Here is a 25,518-nt window from a genome sequence, read left to right as displayed (position 1 = left end):
ATGGCAGCTATGAAAAGGGATTTTACTTTATTAATTACGACTCATAATCGATTGAACGATCTTAAACTTACCTTAGCAAATAGTAGTAATTTATTAAAGCAAACTAAGTGTATTATTTGTGATGATGGCTCAACAGATGGTACAGCTAATTTTATAAAGGGGAAATATCCTGAAATTCAATTGATTAAAAACGAGCGAAGTAAAGGGTTGATTTTTAGTCGCAATCGTTTATTGAGTTTGGTAACTACTAAATATGCGATTTCATTAGATGACGATGCACATTTAGTAACGCAAGAACCTTTAAACAGTCTCCTAAATCATTTTAATGAAAACCCTAATTGTGGCGTTATTGCACTGCGAATATTCTGGGGTTTTACAATGCCAAGAAATGTTTTTTCTAATGAAGTTGCAACGCCTGTTCAAGGTTTTGTAGGCTGCGGACATGTATGGCGCATGAAGGCTTGGCAGGACATTCCTAATTACCCTGAATGGTTTGTGTTTTATGGTGAAGAAGATTTTGCAGCTTATCATTTATTTAAGAAAAAGTGGAGCGTTCATTATTTTCCTGAAGTACTAGTGCAACATAGAGTAGATGTTAAAGGGCGTCGAAGCAATCCAGATTATACTATTCGTTTACGACGTTCTTTACGATCTGGTTGGTATTTACTTTTTTTATTTACTCCCATGTATTTAATACCAAGAAAATTTGCGTATTCAATATACATGCAACTAAAATTGAAAGTGTTTAAGGGAGATAAAAAAGCATTAATAGCACTTTTTTTAGCATTATTTGATGTAGTTATTGCAATTCCTAAACTTATAGGAACTAGTAATCGTTTAACAAAATCTGAATTTAATTCTCATAGCAAGCAAGAAGAAACAAAGATATATTGGAAAGCTGACGAAACTCGCTAGGCCAAAAAAAACACCAACTTGTATATGAAAACGATCACAATAATTCCAGCTCGCGGAGGATCAAAACGTTTACCAAATAAAAACGTGCTTTTATTAAATGGTATTCCCCTTATTGCACATTCTATTTTGTATGCTCAAGCAAATGGGAATTTGATTGATGAAATTTATGTATCAACTGATGAGGCAGCAATAAAAGAAATTGCAATTGCCTACGGTGCAAAAGTGATTGATAGACCTGAAGCAATTTCGGGAGATCTAGAACCTACGGTTAGTGCCTTGCAACATGTTTTAAAAAGTATCGATGATGACATTGAATCCGTTATTTTACTACAGCCAACGAATCCGTTGCGTCCAGAAAACTTGCTAATTGAAGCTTTTGAAAAATACAAAAGTAGCGCTCTTGATAGTCTTTTTACAGTGACTCAGAGTCATCAAAAGTTGGGGAAAATTAAGGCAAATAAGTTCCATCCTTTTAATTATGAAATTGGGCAACGTTCTCAGGATTTAGAACCTTTATTTTATGAAAATGGATTACTTTATATCTCAAAAGCAGATTTAATTATCAAAGGAATAATTGTTTCTGAAAATGGATTTCCATTCGAACTAAATCATATTTTTGCTAACGTTGATATTGATACCCAAGACGATTTGGAGTATGCTGAATATTTAATAAAAAAAGTGTCTCGACTGCGCTCGACATGACAAATCTAAAACAGTTGTCAGCTCGAGCGCAATCGAGAGGCATAACTTATAACGTATTTTATGAACCCCTATATAGAAATTGCAGGAAGAAAAATAGGACCCGATTTTCCGCCATTAGTTATAGCGGAGATAGGTATTAATCATGAGGGTTCTTTGGCTTTGGCTAAAGAAATGGTTGATGCTGCAAAACGGGCTGGCGTGGAGGTGGTAAAGCACCAAACGCATATTGTAGCAGATGAAATGAGTGGTGCTGCGAAGAAAGTAATTCCCGGCAATGCCACGGTATCTATTTATGAAATTATGGAACGCTGTTCTTTAAACGAAAGTGACGAACTAGAATTAAAAAATTATGTTGAAAGCAAGGGCATGATTTTTATTTCGACGCCATTTTCTAGAGCTGCCGCCGATCGATTAGAAAAGTTTGGCGTTCAAGCTTATAAAATTGGTTCGGGGGAGTGCAATAATTATCCTTTGTTAGCCCATATTGCTTCTTTTGGGAAACCAGTGATTTTAAGTACAGGAATGAATACCATTGAAAGTGTCGCAAAAGCGGTCGCCATTTTTGATAAACATAATGTTCCTGTAGCGCTATTGCATACTACTAATTTATATCCTACACCAGTTCATCTCGTGCGTTTTGGAGCGATGACACAATTACACGAGGCTTTCCCAGACAAAGTTTTTGGATTATCGGATCATACTTTAAATAACAATGCTTGTTTGGGTGCTGTAGCCTTAGGAGCCAGTATTTTAGAACGTCATTTTACAGATACCATGCAACGTAAAGGTCCAGATATTGTGTGTAGCATGGATGAAAAAGCATGTGCAGATTTAATTGTAGCGTCAAATGAAATTTGGCAAATGCGCGGCGGTAATAAGAAACCAGCCAAAGAAGAACAAGTAACTATTGATTTTGCTTTTGCAACGGTTTGCAGTATTGCAGCTATAAAAAAAGGAGAATTATTGACTATGGATAACATTTGGGTAAAGCGACCAGGAACAGGTGAAATTTTAGCGATTCATTTTGACGAAATAATTGGAAAAACAGCGATTAGGGATATTACAAATGATGAACAGTTGAAATTTGAAGATATTGATTAATAAGGGCTTCGACTCCGCTCAGCCTGACAGTGGTACTTGAGACAAATATTGTCAATTCGAGCGGAGTCGAGAATCTCTTATAATTGAAAATTTGTATTGATAGAAAAGGGCTTCGACTCCGCTCAGCCTGACAGTTGAGAGGTTAATGGAAAATACATTGACAATTCGAGCGGAGTCGAGAATCTACTTAAAAAAAATATTGATTAATAAATAAATAGCTTCGACTCCGCTCAGCTTGACAGTGGTACTTGAGACAAATATTGTCAATTCGAGCGGAGTCGAGAATCTTATTTACATAAAAACGAGCTTCGACTCCGCTCAGCCTGACAGTGGTAATTGAAAAAATAATTAATGAGAAAAATAATATTCTTAACGGGTACTCGTGCTGATTTTGGGAAAATAAAATCACTAATTTCAGTTTTAGATACTCATCCTAATTTTGAGGTATATGTATTTGTTACTGGAATGCATTTGCAAATGGAGTATGGTTACACCCTATTAGAAATTGAACGTTGCAATTTTACGAACATTCATACATTTGATAATCATACCCATGAAACTACCATGGATTTGACTCTGGCAAAAACCATTGAGGGGCTTTCAACTTATACTAAAAAAGTTACTCCAGATTTAATCGTCGTTCATGGTGATCGTGTTGAAACATTGGCTGGAGCAATTGTAGGATCATTGAATAATGTTTTAGTAGCACATATTGAAGGAGGCGAGTTATCCGGTACGGTTGACGAGTTAATCAGGCACAGTGTGAGTAAATTGAGTCACATTCATTTTGTTTCCAATGAGGATGCGGCAAAACGATTGCTGCAAATGGGCGAAATCGAATCTTCTATTTTTACTATTGGCTCTCCCGATATTGATATTATGTTTTCGGATAATCTTCCGCATCTTAGTATTGCAAAAAAATATTATCAAATTGATTTTGAAAAATTTGCTATTGTGATGTTTCATCCTGTAACTACGGAGTCACATCAAATGAAAGAATATACAACTAATTTTGTTACTAGTTTACTGGCAGATAACCATAATTATATAGTGATTTACCCCAACAATGATTTAGGTAGTCGTTTTATTATGGAACAATATGAAAGACTAAAAGAGAATACACGCTTTAGAGTTTTTCCTTCTTTGCGGTTTGAATATTTCTTGACTTTACTTAAAAATTCGCAATTTATAATTGGGAATAGTAGCGCCGGTATTAGAGAAGCACCTTATTATGCCATTCCTATTATTAATATAGGAACACGCCAACAAAATAGAGCAGTACATACAGATATTATTAATGCTAACTATACAATTGAAAGTATAAATAACGCCTTAAAAATAATTGATACTCATAAACCAGGTAATGTAGTAGGTGATTTTGGAAAAGGAAATAGCTCACAACTGTTTTTGGAGTCTATGGAAAGTGAGAAACTATGGGCTATTAATTATCAAAAACAATTTAGAGATTCCATTTAATGATTACTTATTTAAATCTAGGCTATAAGGGAAATCTAGGCAATCAGCTGTTTCAAGTAGCTTCTTGCATTGGGATTGCACAATCATCCCAACGTAAGTATTGCTTTCCTATGTGGTACTATGCTGATTTTTTTCAAGGTACTTTTGAAATTGTTACTGATCATGATAATTGGGTGAAAATTAATGAAGAAAAATTTAATTTTCACGAATGGAATATTACTGATGAACGTGCTAATTTAAATGGCTGGTTACAAACAGAGAAGTATTTTAAAGACGCCAATATCAAAGATTATTTTGCATTTAAGAATGATTTTAAAACAAAAATTTTAGGAGACTATAAGCATCTTTTTGATAAGAAGACAATTCTAATCTCGGTTAGAAGAGGAGACTTTGTAAATCACCCGCATTATTATCAATTGTCATTCAAATATTATTTTTTAGCATTAGTGCAAAATTTTCCCGATTGGAAAGAAAGAAATATAGTATTTACTAGTGATGATATCAAATACTGTAAGAGACATTTTTCTTTTATATCGAATAGTTTTTTCTTAGAAGATTTAGCACCAATTGAACAATTAGCAATAGGTTCGCAATGTTCTGATTTTATAATTAGTAATTCTACTTTTTCATGGTGGATTGCCTGGTTAGGAGAAAAAGAGAATACTAAGATTATTAGGCCAATTAAAAATTTGAGAGGTGAATTTGCATCAAAAAACAATGATTCAGATTATTTTCCTCAAAGATGGATTTCTTTTGATGATAATCAATATTGCATTGGACAGGATTATTTGGCTTTTAAAATAAAAGGAAATTATTATCTTTTTATTGATAATATGGAACATGTTTTTAAAATTTTTCTTAAAATCTTAAAGAAGAAAATGAAGTCTTTTTTAGGCTATTTTAAAAAGCATTTATCAAAAACAGTTTAAAGAGTTATAATGCGAAAACTAGGAATAGTGATTACTGACGGAGTAGGATATAGAAATTTTATCATGAGTGATTTCATAGTAGAGGCGCTCGATCAATTTGATTCGATTGTGATCTATTCGGGCTTACCATTAAGTGCTTATCCTGCCAGCTTGCCTTCCGCTGTAATCGTACAAGAATTAGCTGTTTATAAAGAATCGAAACTAACTTGGTTTTTTAGAAAATGGAAGGAAGTCGCTCATCTACAAAAGCACAAGTCTTTCTATGGAATGAATGATGCTCTCACTTCGGGCTATCCCAAAGAAAATTCTTTAAGAGCAATCTTAGTGAAATTTATTTATTTTGTGACTCAAAGAATACATTCAGACGCGAGCATTCTATTTATTGAAAAATTACAATTTGCGTCTTTTTCTTCGAGTAAAATAACAAAATCTTATTTGAATATGTTAAAGGAGGATTCTCCTTCTTATGTATTTTTTACTCATCAAAGACCGTCTTATTTGGCTCCTTTTCTATATGCCACAATAAAATCAAAAATTGCTGTAAGTAGTTTTATTTTTAGTTGGGATAATTTATCTTCAAAAGGGAGAATGCTAGGGGCATTCGATTCTTTTTTGGTTTGGAGTGATTTAATGAAGGAGGAGTTGCTTTATTTTTATCCTAAAGTAAAAGCTTCAAAAGTAAAAGTAGTAGGGACACCGCAGTTTGAGCCTTATATCATGGATAAGTATGAAATTGACAAAGAGGTTTTTTATGCCAATTTTTATTTAGATAAAACCAAGAAAATTATTTGTTATAGCTGTGCTGATTCTAGTATTGGTGCTAATGATGCAATGGTGATTAGAAGTATTATAGTAGCCATAAGAGAAAATAAAATTAATACGGCTTGTCAATTACTGGTGCGTACATCACCCGCAGAAGGACCAACTCGATTTGATAGGTTAAAGAACGAGTTTCCAGAAATCAATTGGAATTACCCGAAATGGGTTTTGACACGTGAGAATCATGCCGAGAGTTGGTCGCAACGCATTCCTTCTGAACAGGATATTAAAGATTTACGTGGAATACTTCAATATGCCGACTTAAATGTGAATATGTGCTCGACAATGAGTTTAGATTTTATGTTGTTCGATAAACCAGTTATTAATACTGTTTTTGGGAACAATGAAAACGGTTTTTATTATGATCAAAGATTCTTAAATTACGACCATTATAAAAAAGTAATTGATAGTGATGCAGTTGTGATTGCTATTAATGAGGCTGAATTAATCATCCAAATTAATGCAGCTTTAGAAACCAGTGATTTAAGAAGTCAGCACAGAAAAAATCTGATTAAATTACAAATCAGTCAAGATTTAAAAGGAACCAGTAAAAGAATAGCGAAAACCTTATCATCGTTAAATGGATAGTACTAAAAGAATAGCGATCTTGTGTAATTATGTACTGTTACCCGAAAGAGTAGGAGGTATGGATTATTTCTTTTGGCAATTTGATGCCAATTGTAAATTGAATAGTATTCAAGTCGATTGGTTTTTTCCTAATGAAGCTACACATGGACAATATAGTGCAATGACTATTAAATCCAGTAACGGTCAAGCTATTGAATCGTTTTTTTTGGATTATTGTCAAAAGAATCAAGTCGCTTATAGCCATGTTGTCACGCATTTTCTAGAATTGTGTACGCCGTTTTTTTACAAATTAAATAGAATATCCAATGCTAAGGTGATTGGGGTGGATCACAATCCAAGACCTCTCCATGGTTATTCTTTAAAAAAGAAAATCGAGAAAAAAATCAAAGGAATCCTCTTTTCAAAATACATTGATTTGTTTGTTGGAGTGTCTAATTATACCAAAACGGAACTACTATATGATTTTGGATTTCAGCTAAAAAAGAAGGCACAAGTAATTTATAATGGCGTTGTAATAAAAGATATTTTAGAGAATAAGCGTTCTCATTATGCACAGCCTACTTTTCTTGTTGCTTCGCATTTAAGGGAGTCAAAAGGAATTCAAGATTTAATTAAAGCTGTTTATTTATTGCCTGATACAATTAAGGCGAAAATAAAGATTGACGTTTATGGTGATGGGCCATATAAAGATAACTTGATTGGGATGGTTGTTAAGTATCAATTAGCGCATTGTTTTATTTTTAAAGGGAGTTGTGATAATCTAAAAGTATTATATTCAAATTATGATTATATGCTTCAGCCAACATACATGGAGTGTTTTAGTCTATCCATTTTAGAAAGTTTAGCAGCTAACGTTCCCGTAATTACAACCAGTGTAGGAGGAAATGAAGAAGTAGTTACTGATACTGTTAATGGTTATATTTTCAAACCGAAGGATATAATGAAACTGAAGGGTATTATTGAATCCATTTATAAAGGCACTTTTAAGATAGAATCAAATACTCGAGAAATAATAGAAATAAATTTTTCTTTAGATAAAATGGTTCAAAATCACTTGCAATTAGTGCTATAAAAACAATGATAACAGTAACGAAATAGTATATTTGCACGTTAATTTAGTTTCCTACTATGTTTTTTAATTCCCTAACCTTCGCGGTTTTTTTACCTATCGTTTTTCTGTTATACTGGTTTGTTTTTAATAAAACAAAGAGCAGTCAAAATTTGCTACTCATTCTAGCGAGCTATTATTTCTATTCTTGTTGGGATTGGCGTTTTCTGTTTTTATTAGTTTTCTCTACTTTTTTAGATTACTATACTGGAATCCAAATTGAAAAAAGCAATAAAGACAAAACGAGGAAATTTTGGTTTTGGTTGAGTATCGGGATCAATTTAGGCTTCCTTGGGGTTTTTAAATATTATAACTTTTTCGCTAGCTCATTTGCTACACTTTTGAGTGATTTTGGATTAAAGTCATCTCCTTTTTTGTTGGATGTAGTTTTACCAGTTGGAATTTCATTTTATACTTTCCACGGATTATCGTATGTAATTGATATTTATAAAAAGAGAATCAAAGCCGAATATAATTTTGTTGATTATTCGCTTTTTGTATCCTATTTTCCTTTATTGGTTGCTGGCCCAATTGAGAGAGCCACACACTTATTACCACAAGTAAAAGTAAAACGCAGCTTTGATTTTGAAAAAGCCAAGCAAGGATTGTTTCAATTTACTTGGGGATTAGTCAAGAAAGTGGTTATAGCCGATACCTGCGCAACCTATGCCAATGCTATTTTTGACAATTATACAGGAATGAATTCTTGGTCCTTAATTTTAGGATCGGTTTATTTTGCTTTCCAAATTTATGGTGACTTCTCAGGTTATTCGGATATGGCTCTTGGAATGTCTAAGTTGTTTGGAATCGATTTACTAAAGAATTTCAATTATCCTTACTTTTCTCGAGATATTGCTGAATTTTGGCGCCGCTGGCACATTTCGCTGTCATCCTGGTTTCGGGATTATGTGTACATACCACTAGGCGGAAGTAGAGGGACTAAAATGAAGCAAGTGCGTAATGTATTTATCATTTTTGTATTGAGTGGTTTTTGGCATGGTGCCAACTGGACCTACCTTGCTTGGGGATTTATTAATGCTTTGTATTTCTTACCGCTTTTACTATTAAATAAAAATAGGTCTAATATTGAAATGGTGCAATTAAAATGGAATTTTGCTTCCGCAAAAGTGGTCTTCCATATATTTTACACTTTTGTACTAGCTTGCTTGGCTTGGATTTTTTTTAGAGCGAACTCCATTACAGATGCGGTTTTGTATATCAAAAGGATTTTTACCGACGGAAGTTTTAGTTCACAATACCTTTCAAACGAACGCTATAATTATGAACTGTTACTTATGATTGGATTGTTTGTAATTGTGGAATGGAATAATAGATTCAAAGAAGAACCTATTTCTGGAAAAAATAGTTGGTTGCGACTAAGTTTTGCCGTTGCTGCTATTTTAGCTTTCGGAACTTTTTCTGATTACAAAGAGTTCATCTACTTCCAGTTTTAAAAACCTATTTAATAGACCATGAAAAAGTTTCTACTTTTAATTTTAAAAATAATAGTGCTAACCGCAATCATAGCGGTGGTTTTAGACTTTGTCTACACAACAGTTTATGAACAATCAAAAAATAGAGGGAAAATCGATTATATATTTAATTCCACTGCACGTGATTATGATGTAGTTGTTCTAGGTTCATCTAGGGCTAATAATCATTTTGTCACCGAATTATTCGAAAAAAAGGAAATAAAAGCCTTCAATTTTGGGATGAGTGGCGGGCATTTATACGAAGCTTCATTGCTGCTTAAATTGATGATTGAACGTAACTATGTAATAAAGAACGTAATTCTTGAAGCCGATTTGAATTTATCCAATGATCACGACGCAGAAGGGATTTCGGCTAAGTTTTTGCCTTATTTGCATCGTTCTGAAACAGTAAAAAAGCATTTCGAGAAGGAAGCTAATTTTAAGGAGCTCTTTTATATTCCGTTTTACAGGTACCTCAAATTTGAAACAAGAATAGGTTTTAGAGATATGTTTAAAACTTTAGTTAAAGAGCCGACTAACAACTTATCTAATCGGGGCTATTATCCATTAGGAAACACTACTAAAGGAAATATGAAAAACAATATTTCTAACTTAAACCCACTGCCTCATAACAAATATTACGAAGAGATTAAAGCAGCCTGTAAAGCCAATAATATTAATTTCATTGCAATAATGACACCCATGTGTGAAAACGTGGTGGGAATGAATTATTTTGATAAAGTACAAAAGGCCTACCCCGAGATTCATAATTATGAAAATGTAGTGGTTGAAAACAAGTATTTTTCTTCCTGCGGACACATGAATGATGCAGGCGCTCGTAAATTCACAGCTGCAGTTATCAATGATTTTTTTACATCTAAAAAATGAAAATAGCATTTTTAACTCCTGAATATCCACACGCCCGTACCGGTAATTCTGGCGGGATTGGAACTAGTATTAAAAACCTAGCCCTGGGACTTGTTGCTGTGGGTTGTGTTGTTCGAGTACTTGTTTATGGTCAAGACAAAGACGGTGTTTTTGAAGATAATGGTATTACAATCCAACAGATTAAAAATGTCAAAATAAAGGGATTGTCTTGGTTTTTTACTCGAAAAAAACTAGAACTAATCATCAATAACTTGCATGATAAGCAGCAGATTGATCTTGTAGAAGCACCAGATTGGACAGGAATCACTTCTTTTATTTCCCCTAAAAAATGTCCAGTTGTTATTCGATTGAATGGATCCGATACTTATTTCTGTAATCTAGATCATCGTCCAGTAAAATGGAAAAATAAATTTCATGAAAAACGTGCCTTAAAAAATGCAGATGGATTGCTCGCTGTAAGTCAGTTTAGTGCCGATAAAACAAATGAAGTTTTTGGTATCCATAAGCAATTTACGATTATACCAAACTCCATTGATACGGTTACTTTTGGGAGAAATCAGGAAATAGTAGTAGTGCCGAATACGATTTTATATTTTGGAAGTTTGATCCGAAAAAAGGGATTGCTTGAACTGCCGTTCATCTTTAACGAAGTACTTAAAAATAATACTACTGCTCAATTAATTTTAGTAGGTAAGGATGTTCCTGATATTATTTCGGGATCACTTTCTACCTGGGGAATGATGCGCGGTTTATTTACTAAGGAAGCCTTACTTAATGTAACCTATATTGGTAGTGTTCCTTATGATGCTATACAAACGCATATTAATCAAGCTAGTGTTTGTGTTTTTCCTTCTTTTGCAGAAGCATTACCTGTGTCCTGGATTGAAGCGATGGCAATGCAAAAACCAATTGTATCTTCAAATATTGGTTGGGCAACTGCGATTGTTGATGACGGACTGAATGGGTTTTTGGTGCATCCAAAAGAACATGCTCTTTATGCGGACAAAATTAATAGCTTGCTTAAGAATAACTCAATGCAACAGCAATTTGGTTTAGCTGCAAGAGAAAAAGTGATTCAGAAATTCGATATCGACATCGTGGCTAAGGAGAGTTTGTGTTTTTATAAAAATGTGATTTCGAAAAATGATTAAATTAAAAGAATTTACAACAGCCATTGGGGAAATTATTCTTTATACAGGCAATCCTAATTTAGATCAATTAGAAAAGCTATCAAAAGAGGAGGGCGATGTTTGGCATAGTTCATTTGAGCAAGGATATAAAAATGCTTTTCCAGAGTTAGTATATCAAACGGCTGTGTTTTTTTGGTATCTCAATGATTTTGATAATTTGGATCATTGTGTCAGTTGGAGAATAAACCCCAATGCTTTTGCGGTAAGGAAAACGGTTTGGGAATTAACAAATGGATTTGATGTGGACTATGAGAATGTTCAAATGCAAGCGTTAGAGTTCGGATTTAGATGCAACCGTTTTCTAGGAGCGGTTCCATTGTATGTTAAGGACTTGTTCATAAATGCAACTTTTGAAGAAGTACAAATCTCAAGAAGAGACAGGCATGTGTTCTTTCGAAAAAACTATAAAACAAGTCATGCTATATACATGATTTATAGATTTGGTTTTTGGAGATTACCCGAATGGGAAACTTTTTTTAAAGTTAAAAAAGTGTTCTCAAAAAAGAAAAACGACACTTTAATTCCGGTAAGGGAATTACAGGAAATTTCAGGGGATCCTACTGTGAGCTATATTATTCCTACCATGTTTAGGCAAGAGTATACCTTACGGCTGTTAGATGATTTATCGAATCAAAATTATAAGCCTTCTCAAGTAATAGTGGTTGATGCTACACCAGTTTTAGATCGTATAGATAACGCTTATCAAAATAAAAAATATCCTTTTGAACTAAAAGTGATTTGGCAAGAGTCAAAAGGAAGTTGTAGAGCACGAAATGAGGCAATTGCTTTGAGTGTAGGAGAATATATTGTTTTTGGTGATGATGATATTCGCATACCAGAAAATTTCATTGAAAATCATATTCGCTTCCTGCAAACCTATAATGCTGGAGCTTGCAATGGATTGGATATTCGAGCAGATCATCACAGGCAAGACTTAACCGATTTAAAAGTTAAAATTGAAAATCTTAACCCCATTCAATTGATTCGTGGCTGTTCTCAAATGTTCTCAAATGCGAATTCTTGTGTAAAAAGAGAGTTTGTAAATAAATTGGTTGGTAATGATGTTAATTTTGACGGAGGTTATGGTGAAGACAGTGATTTTGGGATGTCATTAAGCAAAATAGGAGTAACGGTATTAGCGAATCCTTATGCAGTTAACTTACATTTGAAGCCTCCAAGTGGTGGCTATCGTTTTTGGGGAAATCAAGCTAAAATAATTGGCAAAAAAAGAAAAAAGCAACCTTGGGAGTTAGATACTCCAGTGGGGAACATTCAGCCCGTTCCCAGCCCAACTGTTATGTACGGTATTTTGAAGCATTATACTATTGAACAATTAACAGAATATAAGTACAAACATTTTATTTATTATTTATTTCAAGGAAAAAAAATAAGTTTTTTGTACCGTTTGTTGCGTTTGCCTTATAAAAACATAGCGTTTAAAAAGTCGGTTTTTTATGCTCAGAAACTAATTAATTTAGGAGTTAGACATCAATAGTATGAAGTTTTCCTTAATAGTTTGTACTTACATGCGACCTGAACCTTTGTTGAAATTGTTGCAATCGGTTCAAAGTCAAACACTATATCCTCATGAAATTTTAATTGTCGATGGATCCTATAACGATGCAACAGAAATAGTGTTAAATGGGAATCCATTTCAATACTTGAACTATTTTAAAGTTAGGGATGCCGATCGTGGATTGACCAAACAAAGGAATTTTGGCATAGCCAAGGTAGGAAGAGAAGTCGAAATTGTTTGTTTTTTAGACGATGATATTGTTTTAGAAAAGGATTATTTTGAGCAATTGTTAAAAACGTATGCTGTTTTCCCTGAAGCCTTGGCTGTGGGTGGTTTTATAAAAGAACAGAAGCAATGGGAATTTGTAGGTGATAATTACAAGCCTACAATCACTGAATTTTATTATGACGGTTGGAAACAAAAAGAGGGAAGCCGTTTTGTATTTCGAAAAAAATTAGGATTAGATAGTGATTGTCCTCCAGGATATTCTTCACTGTATTCACATGGGCGCAGTGTGGGTTTTTTACCTCCAACGGGTAAAACATACGAAGTAGAAATGTTAATGGGTGGGGTGTCTTCGTTTAAAAAAACAGTATTTGAAACGATTCAGTTTTCGACTTATTTTGAAGGATACGGACTCTATGAGGATGCTGATTTTACATTACGTGTTGCTAAATTAGGTAAGTTGTACTTGAATACTGCGGCAAAACTAAATCATTATCACGATGCTTCAGGAAGGCCTAATCAATATAAATACGGTAAAATGGTTGTTAGAAATGGTTGGTACGTTTGGCGCGTTAAAAATCCAAATCCGGAGTGGAAAGACCAATTCAAGTGGCATGCCATTACCATAGTATTGACGTTGATTCGGTATAGTAATGTAGTAACTACAAAGACTAAAAAAGAGGCTTTTACTGAAGCAATTGGAAGGACCTTGGGTTGGTTGAGTTTGTTATTTAACAAGCCGAAATAAAGTACGTAGTAATTGAAATACTTTAAAAATTAAATGGTTATAACTATATTAAATATTCCTAATTTTTATTCTAGCTATTATTTGTTGGGACTTTCAAAAGAATTTCGACTTCATTATAAGATAGATAATCGTTTTACAAAATATAATAACAAACCAGTACTTATATTTCAAGTAAATAATACCATAGGTGTCATTGATAATGATGACCCAGTTGGTGTAATCCAGGAATTGTATGAAGTATGCAATTTGTATTTTGCGACTAATAAATTAAAGGAGCACCAGTCGTACGATCAGGAAAAGGTAAGGCCGTTGTTTCCTCATTATCCCGTAGCGATTTTGCCACTTTATTTTGGTTTATTCGGAATTAATTTATTTCGGTTTATAAAATTAAAAGAATTAATACGTCAAAGTTATATTCAAATTAGACGTCCTTCTTATGAAAATATAAAATTCAAAAATATAACAGATAAGTTTGTTTTTTTTTCTTCAAATATTTGGAAAAAAGAAGCTGTTGCCAATACAATTAGAGCGGAGTTTATTCGTTTTTGCCAAAAAGATGTTAGAATTAAATTTGAAGGCGGTTTTATAGCGCGCTCTGACAGTAATAATTTAGGATTTGACGATGTAATTAATGAGACCGTCTATTCGCCTAAAACTTTTTCAAAATTAAGTTCCAATTCATTAGTTGTACTTAATAACCCTGCCGTTTGTGATGCTGTGAGTTGGCGATTAGCGGAATATCTAAATCACGGTTTATTTGTATTATCTTTTCCTTTTAAAGTTGAATTACCAAGAGATTTTGAACAAGGAGAAAATATTAGTTTTATAGCTAGTACACAAGAGTATAAAGATGTTTTAGATCGTGTTTTAAGTGATTCGCTGTATCATGAAAAAATTTCGTTAAACGGTAAAAATTATTTTAATCAATATTGTACTCCAGTAGCGCAAGCGAAATATATTATTGAGCTAATTATCAAAAATATTTAACTTTAGTATTGATTAATTGTAATTCGAAATTCTGAAAAATATAACATGAAATTCCTAATCATCACACATGTTCCGCATATCATAGAACAAAATCAGTATTTTGCTTATGCACCCTATGTTCGCGAAATGAATATCTGGGCAAAGTATGCTGATGATTTAGTAATTGTAGCCCCGGAATCCAACCAATTTAAAACAGCAATTGATTCGGCTTATGAACAGGTTCGTATTGAATTTATTAGTATCAAAAATTTTGACGTTTTAAGTCTAAAAAATAGTCTCCGTGCGATTTTGAAATTCCCGAAAATCTGCTGGATAATGTATAAAGCCATGCGAGACGCAGATCACATCCATTTGCGTTGTCCGGGAAACATCGGTTTGATTGGGTGTTTTGTTCAAATATTGTTCCCAAATACACCCAAAACAGCTAAGTATGCTGGTAATTGGGATCGCAAATCAATCCAGCCTTGGACTTATGAATTGCAAAAATGGATTTTAAATAATAGCTTCCTGACCCGGAACATGCAGGTTTTGGTTTATGGTGAATGGGAAGGCAGTTCTAAAAATATAAAACCTTTTTTTACCGCCTCTTATAAAGAAACTGATAAAGTGGCGTTAGTTCAGAAAAGATTAAATGGTATAATAGGGTTTATTTATGTTGGGACATTAGTGAAGGGGAAAAATCCAATGTATGCAGTGCAGTTAGTAGAGCAATTAATTCAAAAAGGCTATGATATAGTATTAAGTTTGTACGGTGAAGGCAGTGAACGTGTTACCATTGAAAACTATATTAGTGAAAAAAAATTGAGCAATAGCATTTTTATAAGAGGGAATCAATCTAAAGAAACCCTGAAAGAGGCCTATAAACAAAGTCATTTTGTTGTCTTAGCTTCGGATAGTGAAGGTTGGCCCAAAGCAATTGCAGAAGGTATGTTTTGGGGTTGTATTGCATTGGCAACATCAGTATCTTGCGTTCCGTTTATGTTAGATTATGGAAATAGAGGTCTTTTGTTAGAAATGAATTTAGAAAAAGATATTTCGCAAATAGAAATCGTTTTAAATAATCAAGCGTATTTTGAAACGATGCAAAAAAGGGGCTCGGATTGGTCCAGAAAGTATACTTTGGATTTGTTTGAAGAAGAGATTAAAAAATTGCTGCATTCATGAGGATTATTCAAATCATAGATTCATTAGAGGCGGGAGGAGCAGAACGAATGGCAGTAAATTATGCCAATGCCTTAGCCGCAAAAGTCGAATTTTCAGGTTTAGTTGCAACTCGAAAAGAAGGTGCGCTTTTAGCTCAATTAGATAAAGGGGTGGATTATCTTTTTTTAAATAAACGAAATAGTTTTGATTTAAAAGCCGTTTTTCTAGTAAGAAGATTTGTTATCAAGAATAACGTAAAAATAGTTCACGCGCATAGTACTTCCTTTTTTATTGCGTTTTTATTAAAGGTTGTTTGTCCCTCAGTAAAATTGATATGGCATGATCATTACGGCGACAGTGAGTTTTTGAATTCAAGAGCTACGTTAATTTTTAGAATGACACTTCCTTTTTTTGAAGGGGTAATTAGTGTAAATCAAAAACTAAAAGATTGGTCGGATCAAAAATTAAATTGTAAGAATACGGTTTATTTACCTAATTTTTCCTCTTTAGTAAATGAAACTGGGACACCTACTTTTTTAAAAGGAATTGACGGTAAACGCATTGTCTGTTTGGCCAATTTGAGATCACAAAAAAATCATTTTTTACTGTTGTTAGTGGCTAAAAAACTAAAAGTAACCCATCCAGATTGGACTTTTCATTTGGTGGGCAAAGATTGTGAGGATTCCTATTCAGCAGAGATTGGAAAGAAAATTGTGGAATATAATCTAAAGAAAACGGTCTTTATGTATGGTTCTAAAAATGACATTCAAAACATAATGCGACAAGCAACAATTTGTGTTCTAACTTCAAAATCAGAAGGGTTACCAGTTGCCTTGCTCGAATACGGAAGATGTAAAAAACCGGTAGTAGTAACTGATGTTGGAGAGATTTCTTCGGTGATTCAAAACGGAAAAAATGGTTTTGTAGTCCCACAAAATGAGGCGTTGTTTTATTCAGCTCTTGTTAAATTGATAGGAAACGAATTTCTACGCGATGCTTTTGGAGAAACATTTTTTAAGATGGTTAGTAGTAGTTATTCAGAAGAAGGAATTGTAAAGCGATATTTAAAGTGGTTACAAAAGATTGAAAAATGAAACAAGAAGAGCAATCCTATCTTTATTTAATTTTATTCCATGTGGCGGTTGGGGTTGTTATTTTTTTATTCCCTTTTACTGCAAAAATATATGGGTACTCCATGTTTGTTTTAGGGTCCTATTATGTTATAAAAACCCAGAATAAAAATAATGAAGCCTTAATGGCGGCGGCTTATATAGCTGGAGCCGAAGTGCTGCTGCGAATGAGCGGTGGTAACATTACCTATGAGTTTTCTAAATATGGAGTGATGCTTTTTATTTTAATGGGGATGTATTTTAGTGGATTCTCTAAAGGAGCGGTGCCCTATTGGATTTTCTTACTATTGCTGGTTCCTAGCGTAATACTATCCACTTTTGTTTTGAATTTTGATACTAATGTTAAAAACAGTATCGCTTTTAATATTTCTGGCCCCGTCTGTTTGGCAGCAGCCTCTTTGTATACTTATCGAAGGAAAATAGCATTAAATCAGATGAATTCTTTATTGTTATGCATTGGACTGCCTATTTTAAGCTGTGCGACCTATTTGACTTTATACACTCCTAATATTCAGGATGTCATAACTAGTACAGAATCTAATTTTGAGACATCTGGGGGTTTTGGTCCCAATCAGGTGGCTACGTTCTTAGGATTGGGAATGTTCATTTTTTTTTCCCGCATTATTATGGAATCGAGATCAAAATTCTTGTTGGGGCTTAATTTACTTATCGCACTCAATATTAGTTATCGAGGGATGGTTACGTTCTCCCGTGGAGGGATGATTACTGGTTTTTTGATGATAGTTTTATTGTTGTCTTTCTTGTATTTTAAATCCAATTTTAGGGGAAGGGTAAAACTAAATTATATTATTGTCGTCATTGCTTTGGCAATGATGGCTATCTGGGGTTATACCTCTTTTCAGACTGGCGGATTAATTAATAAACGATATTCCAATCAAGATGCAGCTGGACGGGTAAAAGAAAGTCAATTGACAGGTAGAGAAGATATTGCTAGAACGGAAATTGATATGTTTTTGAATAACCCTATTTTTGGTGTTGGGGTAGGTAAAGGAGTTGAAGTTCGTGAAGTGGAGTCGGGGACTTTTGTACTGTCGCATGATGAAATCACGAGAATGCTGGCTGAGCATGGCGCTTTTGGAGTTTTAGGTTTATTAATTCTTATTTTCACACCACTAGTATTGTATTTCGAAAACAAGTTTAACATGTTTTTATTGTGTTTTGTAGCTTTTTGGTTTTTAACCATTAATCATGCAGCGATGCGAACCGCTATACCCGCTTTTGTTTACTCCCTTTCCCTGCTTAATGTGCAGTTAGAGCTTCCTAAAAGAAAACAGCAGGAATCGTTTCATGGTATCTCGAAATAACTTTGTTCGTTACAAATAGCTATCCTATTTTGTTGAAAAAATAGTGTTGTTTTAAGACGATATGGGAACAAAATCACTAAATTGCGAGAATTACCACGACAAAATAATGCCAAAAAAGAAAATACATTTTGAAATATCGGAACGTAAAATGATTCTTCGTCTCTTCGATGTTGTTCTTGTTTTGGTCGCGTTGTATTTTGTTGGGACTTTTTTTGATTTAGACTATTTAGAAGCGGTGGCAAGCAGTGGCTTCTGTGGCCTTTTTTTTGTAATGTACCTTAGTGTTTTTGCAACTATTTTTGAAATGTATAATCTACAGGTTGCTAGTAACGAGTTTCAAGTCTTAAAAAGCACGCTATTAACAGCTTCCACTACGGTGTTAATTTATCTATTGACGCCCGTTTTTTCTCCTGAACTTCCCTCAAACCGTTTGCAGATTTTAGTTTTTTCTGGGGTTGTTTTTATAACATTGATTTTCTGGAGGTTATTTTACGTCCAGTTTTTGGCGAGTAACCGATTTCTTCAGAATGCAGTATTAGTTTGTGATAAGGATCAAGTGGAAGAATTAATTTTAGGATTAGAAAATATTGATCCGCATTATAAGATTGTAGGGTATGTAAGTGCTGATACAACTGAAAATAGTGACTTTAAGCACTATCATTATGTAGCTTCTATAAATAAAAAGGACTTGGCTTCTTTTGTCAAGAAAAATGGTGTTTCAGAAATTGTAATTGCTGCTCAAAAAACAGTAGGAATTACTGCTGAACTTTACCAACAACTGATTAAACTTTTAGAATCCGGAAAATTGATTCGGGAATATACGCAGGTTTATGAAAGTAAGACCTATCGCATACCCGTGCAGTACATGGCACGCGATTTTTATCATTTTTTTCCTTTTAGTCGAAATAATCATAATAAGTTATATTTAGCAATTGTGCGGTTTTTTGAAATAGGTCTTTCGACAATTGGTCTGGCTTTTTGTTTGATTTTGATTCCAATTATTGCATTGGGTAATGCATTGGGTAATAGCGGTAAATTATTTTATACACAAGAGCGTGTTGGTAAGAATGGAGTCGTCTTCTCTATTTTGAAATTCAGGAGTATGAAGAACAATTCTGAGCATAATGGAGCTGTTTTTTCTACAAATGGCGATGCGAGGATAACTGCGTTCGGAAAATTTATGCGTAAAACCCGCATCGATGAGTTTCCTCAATTTCTTAATATTTTAAAAGGAGATATGGCGGTTATAGGGCCTCGGCCAGAACGTCCTTTTTTTGTAAAAGAAATTTCAGAAATTATGCCGTTCTATGAGACCAGGCATATTATAAAACCGGGACTTACTGGATGGGCACAAGTTAATTATTCGTATGGAGAATCGATTGATGATAGCCTAATTAAATTGCAATACGATCTTTATTACATCAAACACAGAAGCTTTTATCTGGATTTAAATATTGCACTAAAAACCATTACAACCGTATTGTTTTACAGAGGGCAGTAAGGGGTAATAACAATGACAATAACAAGGGTAAATTGTAATTTCAAAAACCAATTGTTTTAAAAGTGGCTGATTTAATTCAAAAATAAGTCTCGATTTTGCTTTAAAAATCATTTGAAATGTTGTCTACATGATTTTAAAATAGTTAACGCAGTTTTATAGAACCACTTTCCGAAACTCCCGAATGCTTTCTGGGCGAGATAAAGTAAACTCACTTTTCTAGTACTATATTTCGATCCTATTTGACTGTCCGCTAAGGGAACTAAAAATAAAAAAAACAGAACGCAGATGACGCGGATTTGATGGATAAAAACGGATTTTATTAATTTTAATGCGTTTAATCTGTGGGTTAATTTTTTAGATTGTTCTAGGTCGCTGTCAGTCCTTTAATATCAAGAGATATACTGGATTTCTTTATCTAGATAATAATGGGAATCTTCTTTTGGTTTTTTAGTGCTAATTTTACCAACAATACACCACTGGTAATAATAAGAGGTAACACAATCAATAAATGCGCCTTGTTGAGGAGTATAATTAAGTATACAGCTAAAGAAAACAGGTTAAACCAGCAGAGATTGTAAATCCATTTCTTGTTGCCTTTATAATAGAAATAAAGTAGCATAAGCAAGGCGGGGTTAAACAATAAAACATTGTAATTGTATGCCAATTCGTGATGACTCGAATAAAATCCAACAAACAAAAAGAACAACCCTAACATTCCCATTAATAAAAAGTAGATTTGGTTTATTATTTTGCGATTCATAAAGAGGATCAATCCTAGAAGAAGCAAATAAGTATAGCAGTTATTCCACCAAGAACTTGGCGGTGCTTCATTTAGATCAAGCAGCGTTTTGTTTTCCTTAGCTAGCAACTGATTTTTGAAAAGCACTGTTTTTAGGCTTTTTTGTAATTCGAAAGGTAAAAAAATTTGCGTTCCTAATTGATCTACCTTTTTTCCAAAAATGATACTGGTTCCCAACTTTTCGTAAAAGTGACCGTCAAAATAAGGATATAGTATGGTTCTGTAAGTGATCTCAGTATCGGTATTTTTTACGATAGCAGTGGTATCTAATGTTTTATTGATGATGTCCACTACCATCGAGGTGCAGTTTTTATCGATAAATTTATAGGTGTAATGACTTTCTCCCGAAGCCAAAGAAGTATTCAGATTGTCAAATAGTTTTTGTTTTAGATTAGCGGGAATATTTAATTCCTGTTCATAAACAGATCTTCTTTCGTAGGTGTAGTCGTTAATGAAATCCGTGTATGGATGTGCTACGGCAAAATACTGAAGGTCACCTTTTGTAAATTTAGCAACAAAGTTAGGCGTGTTAAAGTCAAAGGCTCCATAATTATAAACCAAATCTATAAATTGGTTCGGGTCGCTAATGCGAATGGCTGTATGTCCAAAGAGAGAATACGATTCGTTTCCAGTTCCGCAAGTTAAGACGCTAACACGAGCATTTTCTGATAGTATAGGGGTTTGTGCAAAAGCGGTACTGACCGTGGTGACAAATAGTAGAAAGAGGGCTATTTTTTTTAAAAGGGAAGTATTCATTGTTTTATTGTTGGTATAGTTAATTTCTAAAAAGGGACAAATCCACTTTTAACGAAAATATATTCGAATACAAAGCAGCACTTTGATTTCCTAAATCGGTTAAGGCGTAATCCACTTGGATGCCTTTGTATTTAAACCCTAATCCAATATTAGGTTGGAAACCTACTTTAGTAGTGTTGTCTAGTTGTTCGACATTTTGGAAATTGCCCACTCCGGCACGCACAAAAACCAGATCCGTATATCCAAATTCGAATCCTAAAGCAGGATCTACACTCACAAAATCAGAAGAAATCAGATCATTAGTTTTGGCAAAGCGCATGTTTACATTGGCTGCAGCCATAATGCTATAGTCGTATCGGATTATGAATTTTTTAGAGAGCCCTAATTGTGCTTTCGGAGCTGTAATTTCGGTACTTTCCGGCAGTTCTTGGTTTTGTCCCGGTACAGCATCTGCAATTTTTTGATATTCTTTTTCGTTTATATTCCATACATTATAAGTAGTGGTGATGTCGCGAACCATCAATCCAAATTTCCAATTGTTTTTTTCAAATTGGAGTCCAACATCAAATCCAAATCCCCAGGAATCCGCAAATTTACCTATAATTCTTCTTATAACTTTGGCATTTACTCCATATTGAAATCCAGGAACGGGTAATTTTCGAGCATAAGAAAAGGTGAAGCCGTAATCAGCCGTAGAAAAAAGACTGATGCGGTTGTAATCAATGTTTCCCTGACTGTCTATTAATTCAGTAGTATTCAAAATATCATCGACCCCAAAACGGATTAATGAAATACCCCAAGCACTACGGTCGTCAATGGGACTTGCATAGCCAATATAATCGTATTGGGCAATATTGGCAAAATAATTGGCATGCATCAAAGCTAGTTGATGGTCTTCTAAATTCATTAGTCCTGCAGGATTCCAATAGCCCGAATTTACATCGGCAGTCGAAGCCGTAACCGCATTTGCCATCCCTAAGGCTGCCGCATCGACTCCAATATTCATAAACTCATTTGAATATTTTCTAACAGCTTGTCCGTAATTTACGGTACAAACTAAAAGGAATAAAAAGAATTGATTTTTTTTCAATCGTATTTTTTTTGCCAACCCAAGGCGGCATTTAATTTTCATCAAAAATATAATATTTTGCTGAGCTTAGTTCGTTCTTTTGCTAAATAAATGGGATTGCTATTTGGACTGTTGATAATCTCTATAAAAAACGGGTGCTGCATTCACTTATTATATTAAATTTGTCAGCTAAGACTTTAAATTTTAATTTGCGATGAACATTAAAAAACACATTCCTAATTCCATAACATTACTTAATCTGCTATGTGGCTGTATCGCGATGGTCTTTGTGACTCAGTCCGATTTTGAAATGGCTTTTTATTTTGTTTGTCTAGGCATCTTTTTAGATTTTTTTGATGGTTTTTTTGCGCGTTTATTGAAAGTCTCAGGTCCGCTGGGTTTACAGTTAGATTCGCTAGCAGATATGGTTACAAGTGGAGTAGTACCTGGATATGTGATGTTTTTTTTACTTTCGAATAGTCAACATGAAATTTCAACGCACTTTATGATGCCTTACCTAGGGTTTATCATTACCATGGGTTCCTGTTACCGATTGGCTGTATTTAATATCGATACCCGTCAGACGAATTCATTCATTGGATTGCCAACGCCAGCTAATGCATTGTTTATTTTAAGTTTGCCTTTAGTGTTAAAATATTCGGACTCTTTAGTTGTTCTCGAAATCTTGACAAATCAATGGGTTTTGTTAGTGATCACACTTTTTAGTGCTTATATCTTGAATGCTGAGATTCCACTGTTTTCTTTGAAGATTAAAAAGTTTAACCTTAAGGATAATGCACTCCAAATTGTCTTTTTATTCCTTTCTTTTTTATTGTTGATTTTTTTCCAATATGCAGGAATTCCATTGGTCATCATTGGGTATGTACTACTGTCAATAGTGAGCAATAAATTTTTATTGGATGAGAAAAAAAAGCGTTAAAAGAAAGCCGCCTGTAACTCGCAGGACTAAAAAGAAGGCTTCTTTTTTCTCAGGAAAGGTGTTGCGTTTTACAATCAGTTCTTGTTTTATAGTTCTATTTTTAGGAGTGGGGTACCATTATCGAAATGGTCTAGCCTATTATTTTAGTTTTAAATCAAGTAAGGTTTTGCAACAGGAAGCGGAGGACAAGCGCATTTCAGATGTTAGAAATTACCAGGTTTTAGATAAGCATGAAGGAAAAGCAATTGGACTTGATGTTTCTGAATATCAAGGAAAAATCAGCTGGATGGATGTTGATACCTTAGAAAATAAATATCCCGTGCACTTTGTATTTATTCGTGCTACTGTGGGTAGTGACCGATTGGATAAGCAATTTGATGACAATTGGCTTGGCGCCAAAAAAAACAAACTGATTCGAGGAGCCTATCATTACTATCGTCCTAACGAAAATTCTATAGAACAAGCTGAACTTTTTATTAAAACAGTAACTTTAAGAAAAGGAGATTTACCTCCTGTTCTGGATATTGAAAAACTACCTGAAAATCAGTCTGTGGAGCGACTAAAAGTGGGGCTAAAAAGATGGTTAAAAAAGGTAGAGGAACATTATAAAGTAAAACCTATTATTTATACCGGTGAAAGATATTATGACGATTTTTTAAAAGAAGAATTTAGTGATTATCTTTTTTGGATTGCCAACTATAATTTCTATCGTGAGAATATAGAAGAGGATTGGTTGTTTTGGCAATTCACTGAAAAAGCTTCTGTTTCTGGAATAAAAGGCAATGTTGATGTAAATATCTATAATGGTGATTTGCAGCAGTTGCGATTTATTACCATTGAATAACGCGATTTAGTTACTAAGATTAGGATTATTTTTTTGGAGCGAAAAAAGTAATTCCAATTATAATGATTAGTACAATTATAAATACGGCTACTGAAATCGCATTTGCAAAATTGACAGTCCATCCAGCCCAAGCCATTCTTTTTGGTGGTAAAATTCGTTTGTCTTCTTTGTTGTAATAAAAGATTCCCAACTTCCAATTGTTAGGGTCTTTGTGCCATTTCTCTAAAGTTTCTTTGCTTGGTTTTTCGTTTTGATTCATTGTAGGGTTAGTTTTTAGATTAAGAATTTTTTGGTTGCTAAAGTTGTGTCAAGGAAAATATATTTGTTCCTAAGCTTCATAAGAATCAAGAAATGTACTCAATAGCTTTTAGTAGTTCTATAGTTTAGTGCTTCGGAAGGGGGCGAGAGTATCGAGAGCCTTCCTTGCTCAATTATTCTTAATAGCGTTTTTTTGTAACATCCAGTCACCCCTCCTTCGGAGGGATCGGGGGGGGAGGTCTTTAAAACTCGATTTTTTTCTTTCTCAATTCGAAATTCTGTCCTAGGTACACGCGACGTACCATTTCATCTTCTACTAATTCTTCTGGCACTCCTGCTTTTAGAATTCCTCCTTCAAACATAAGGTAAGTTTTATCAGTAATAGCTAAGGTTTCCTGTACGTTGTGATCCGTGATGAGAATTCCGATATTTTTATTTTTTAATTGCGCTACAATTCTTTGAATGTCTTCAACGGCAACGGGATCGACACCAGCAAAAGGTTCGTCCAGCAGGATAAATTTAGGGTCGGTAGCTAGGCATCGTGCAATTTCGGTACGACGACGTTCTCCTCCAGACAGTAAATCACCCCGATTTGTGCGGATGTGCTCTAAACTAAATTCATCGATTAGGCTTTCCATTTTGGCAACTTGCTCTTCTTTAGAAAGGGTAGTTAGTTGTAAAACACTCAAGATATTGTCTTCGATGCTTAATTTTCTAAAAACAGAGGCTTCTTGTGCTAAATAGCCAATTCCTTGCTGCGCCCTTTTGTACATAGGATAGTCGGTAATATTTAAATCGTCAAGATAAATGTTACCTGAATTTGGTTTAACCAATCCTACAATCATATAGAAAGAAGTTGTTTTTCCAGCCCCGTTAGGACCTAGCAGACCAACGATTTCACCTTGATTTACTTCGACCGAAATTCCCTTTACGACACTTCTGCCTTTGTATGTTTTTACTAAATTCTCAGCTCTTAAAATCATATGCTTTGGTTTAAACGTTAATCGTTTAATTTGGTTAATCGTTTCAAATAAACGAATAACCAAATTAAGAAATAACCCTATTAACAATTATTTAGTTTCTTCCCGA

23 protein-coding genes are annotated in these 25,518 nt (G+C 34.0%); 19 read left to right on the top strand and 4 right to left on the bottom strand.

The window, feature by feature from the left end:
- From AC4PRO_RS15165 to AC4PRO_RS15085, 17 genes are all read left to right on the top strand, one after another.
- Nucleotides 1-915, top strand: a complete 915-nt coding sequence (locus AC4PRO_RS15165; protein WP_492117947.1) for a glycosyltransferase family 2 protein — start codon at nucleotides 1-3, stop codon at nucleotides 913-915.
- A 24-nt stretch (nucleotides 916-939) separates the two neighbouring features.
- On the top strand, nucleotides 940-1,617 hold the full coding sequence (locus tag AC4PRO_RS15160) for an acylneuraminate cytidylyltransferase family protein (protein WP_492117946.1): 678 nt from the start codon (nucleotides 940-942) through the stop codon (nucleotides 1,615-1,617).
- Nucleotides 1,618-1,677: 60 nt separating this feature from the next.
- Nucleotides 1,678-2,718 carry an N-acetylneuraminate synthase family protein gene (locus AC4PRO_RS15155; RefSeq protein ID WP_492117945.1) on the top strand — a complete coding sequence of 347 codons (1,041 nt, stop codon included), beginning with the start codon at nucleotides 1,678-1,680 and terminating at the stop codon, nucleotides 2,716-2,718.
- Nucleotides 2,719-3,069: 351 nt separating this feature from the next.
- Nucleotides 3,070-4,194 (top strand): UDP-N-acetylglucosamine 2-epimerase, encoded by a 1,125-nt coding sequence (gene neuC, locus AC4PRO_RS15150; RefSeq protein WP_492117944.1) that lies wholly within the window; start codon nucleotides 3,070-3,072, stop codon nucleotides 4,192-4,194.
- Nucleotides 4,194-5,123 (top strand): alpha-1,2-fucosyltransferase, encoded by a 930-nt coding sequence (locus tag AC4PRO_RS15145; protein WP_492117943.1) that lies wholly within the window; start codon nucleotides 4,194-4,196, stop codon nucleotides 5,121-5,123. Before neuC ends, AC4PRO_RS15145 begins: the two co-directional genes overlap by 1 nt.
- A gap of 9 nt (nucleotides 5,124-5,132) precedes the next feature.
- Nucleotides 5,133-6,530, top strand: coding sequence for a hypothetical protein (locus AC4PRO_RS15140; RefSeq protein ID WP_492117942.1), 1,398 nt, complete (start codon nucleotides 5,133-5,135; stop codon nucleotides 6,528-6,530).
- Nucleotides 6,523-7,602, top strand: a complete 1,080-nt coding sequence (locus AC4PRO_RS15135) for a glycosyltransferase family 4 protein (RefSeq protein WP_492117941.1) — start codon at nucleotides 6,523-6,525, stop codon at nucleotides 7,600-7,602. Before AC4PRO_RS15140 ends, AC4PRO_RS15135 begins: the two co-directional genes overlap by 8 nt.
- Nucleotides 7,603-7,658: 56 nt before the next feature.
- Nucleotides 7,659-9,092, top strand: a complete 1,434-nt coding sequence (locus tag AC4PRO_RS15130) for an MBOAT family O-acyltransferase (protein ID WP_492117940.1) — start codon at nucleotides 7,659-7,661, stop codon at nucleotides 9,090-9,092.
- An 18-nt stretch (nucleotides 9,093-9,110) separates the two neighbouring features.
- Nucleotides 9,111-9,998 (top strand): hypothetical protein, encoded by an 888-nt coding sequence (locus tag AC4PRO_RS15125; RefSeq protein WP_492117939.1) that lies wholly within the window; start codon nucleotides 9,111-9,113, stop codon nucleotides 9,996-9,998.
- A complete protein-coding gene (locus AC4PRO_RS15120; RefSeq protein ID WP_492117938.1) occupies nucleotides 9,995-11,149 on the top strand; it encodes a glycosyltransferase family 4 protein in 1,155 nt (384 codons plus the stop codon). The genes AC4PRO_RS15125 and AC4PRO_RS15120 overlap by 4 nt, the downstream gene beginning before the upstream one ends.
- Nucleotides 11,142-12,683: a glycosyltransferase family 2 protein gene (locus tag AC4PRO_RS15115; RefSeq protein ID WP_492117937.1), complete on the top strand. Its 1,542-nt coding sequence runs from the start codon at nucleotides 11,142-11,144 to the stop codon at nucleotides 12,681-12,683. Before AC4PRO_RS15120 ends, AC4PRO_RS15115 begins: the two co-directional genes overlap by 8 nt.
- A gap of 1 nt (nucleotide 12,684) precedes the next feature.
- Nucleotides 12,685-13,677 (top strand): glycosyltransferase family 2 protein, encoded by a 993-nt coding sequence (locus AC4PRO_RS15110; RefSeq protein ID WP_492117936.1) that lies wholly within the window; start codon nucleotides 12,685-12,687, stop codon nucleotides 13,675-13,677.
- Between the two features lie 33 nt (nucleotides 13,678-13,710).
- Nucleotides 13,711-14,664 (top strand): glycosyltransferase, encoded by a 954-nt coding sequence (locus AC4PRO_RS15105; protein ID WP_492117935.1) that lies wholly within the window; start codon nucleotides 13,711-13,713, stop codon nucleotides 14,662-14,664.
- Nucleotides 14,665-14,709: 45 nt separating this feature from the next.
- On the top strand, nucleotides 14,710-15,828 hold the full coding sequence (locus AC4PRO_RS15100) for a glycosyltransferase (protein ID WP_492117934.1): 1,119 nt from the start codon (nucleotides 14,710-14,712) through the stop codon (nucleotides 15,826-15,828).
- Nucleotides 15,825-16,901 carry a glycosyltransferase gene (locus AC4PRO_RS15095; RefSeq protein WP_492117933.1) on the top strand — a complete coding sequence of 359 codons (1,077 nt, stop codon included), beginning with the start codon at nucleotides 15,825-15,827 and terminating at the stop codon, nucleotides 16,899-16,901. Before AC4PRO_RS15100 ends, AC4PRO_RS15095 begins: the two co-directional genes overlap by 4 nt.
- On the top strand, nucleotides 16,898-18,262 hold the full coding sequence (locus AC4PRO_RS15090) for an O-antigen ligase family protein (protein ID WP_492117932.1): 1,365 nt from the start codon (nucleotides 16,898-16,900) through the stop codon (nucleotides 18,260-18,262). The genes AC4PRO_RS15095 and AC4PRO_RS15090 overlap by 4 nt, the downstream gene beginning before the upstream one ends.
- A gap of 103 nt (nucleotides 18,263-18,365) precedes the next feature.
- Entirely contained in the window at nucleotides 18,366-19,763 is a 1,398-nt protein-coding gene (locus AC4PRO_RS15085) for a sugar transferase (protein WP_492117961.1), read from the top strand.
- 415 nt (nucleotides 19,764-20,178) lie between these two features.
- On the opposite strand, the gene AC4PRO_RS15080 is transcribed toward AC4PRO_RS15085, so the two are convergent.
- Together AC4PRO_RS15080 and AC4PRO_RS15075 are read right to left on the bottom strand one after the other, a co-directional pair.
- Nucleotides 20,179-21,318, bottom strand: a complete 1,140-nt coding sequence (locus AC4PRO_RS15080) for a lipoprotein N-acyltransferase Lnb domain-containing protein (RefSeq protein WP_492117931.1) — start codon at nucleotides 21,316-21,318, stop codon at nucleotides 20,179-20,181.
- A 19-nt stretch (nucleotides 21,319-21,337) separates the two neighbouring features.
- Complete coding sequence (locus AC4PRO_RS15075) at nucleotides 21,338-22,408, bottom strand: putative type IX sorting system protein PorV2 (protein WP_492117930.1); 1,071 nt, start codon at nucleotides 22,406-22,408, stop codon at nucleotides 21,338-21,340.
- Between the two features lie 193 nt (nucleotides 22,409-22,601).
- Here AC4PRO_RS15075 and AC4PRO_RS15070 point away from each other — a divergent pair, with 193 nt between their 5' ends.
- Both AC4PRO_RS15070 and AC4PRO_RS15065 read left to right on the top strand, forming a co-directional pair.
- Nucleotides 22,602-23,327, top strand: a complete 726-nt coding sequence (locus AC4PRO_RS15070) for a CDP-alcohol phosphatidyltransferase family protein (protein WP_492117929.1) — start codon at nucleotides 22,602-22,604, stop codon at nucleotides 23,325-23,327.
- The gene (locus AC4PRO_RS15065; protein WP_492117928.1) at nucleotides 23,308-24,171 is read left to right on the top strand and encodes a glycoside hydrolase family 25 protein; all 864 of its coding nucleotides are present in this window, start codon (nucleotides 23,308-23,310) and stop codon (nucleotides 24,169-24,171) included. Before AC4PRO_RS15070 ends, AC4PRO_RS15065 begins: the two co-directional genes overlap by 20 nt.
- Before the next feature lie 25 nt (nucleotides 24,172-24,196).
- Here the strand turns inward: AC4PRO_RS15065 and AC4PRO_RS15060 are convergent, their stop codons facing one another.
- Together AC4PRO_RS15060 and lptB are read right to left on the bottom strand one after the other, a co-directional pair.
- Nucleotides 24,197-24,430 (bottom strand): DUF5808 domain-containing protein, encoded by a 234-nt coding sequence (locus AC4PRO_RS15060; protein ID WP_074724502.1) that lies wholly within the window; start codon nucleotides 24,428-24,430, stop codon nucleotides 24,197-24,199.
- A 241-nt stretch (nucleotides 24,431-24,671) separates the two neighbouring features.
- Nucleotides 24,672-25,412, bottom strand: coding sequence for an LPS export ABC transporter ATP-binding protein (gene lptB / locus AC4PRO_RS15055; RefSeq protein ID WP_074724501.1), 741 nt, complete (start codon nucleotides 25,410-25,412; stop codon nucleotides 24,672-24,674).
- Between the last annotated feature and the right edge of the window lie 106 nt (nucleotides 25,413-25,518).

It is taken from the genome of Flavobacterium sp. DW-iso2, assembly GCF_058725285.1.
The sequence above is the reverse complement of the archived record's forward strand: the minus strand, read 5'-3'. Positions and strand labels throughout refer to the sequence as shown.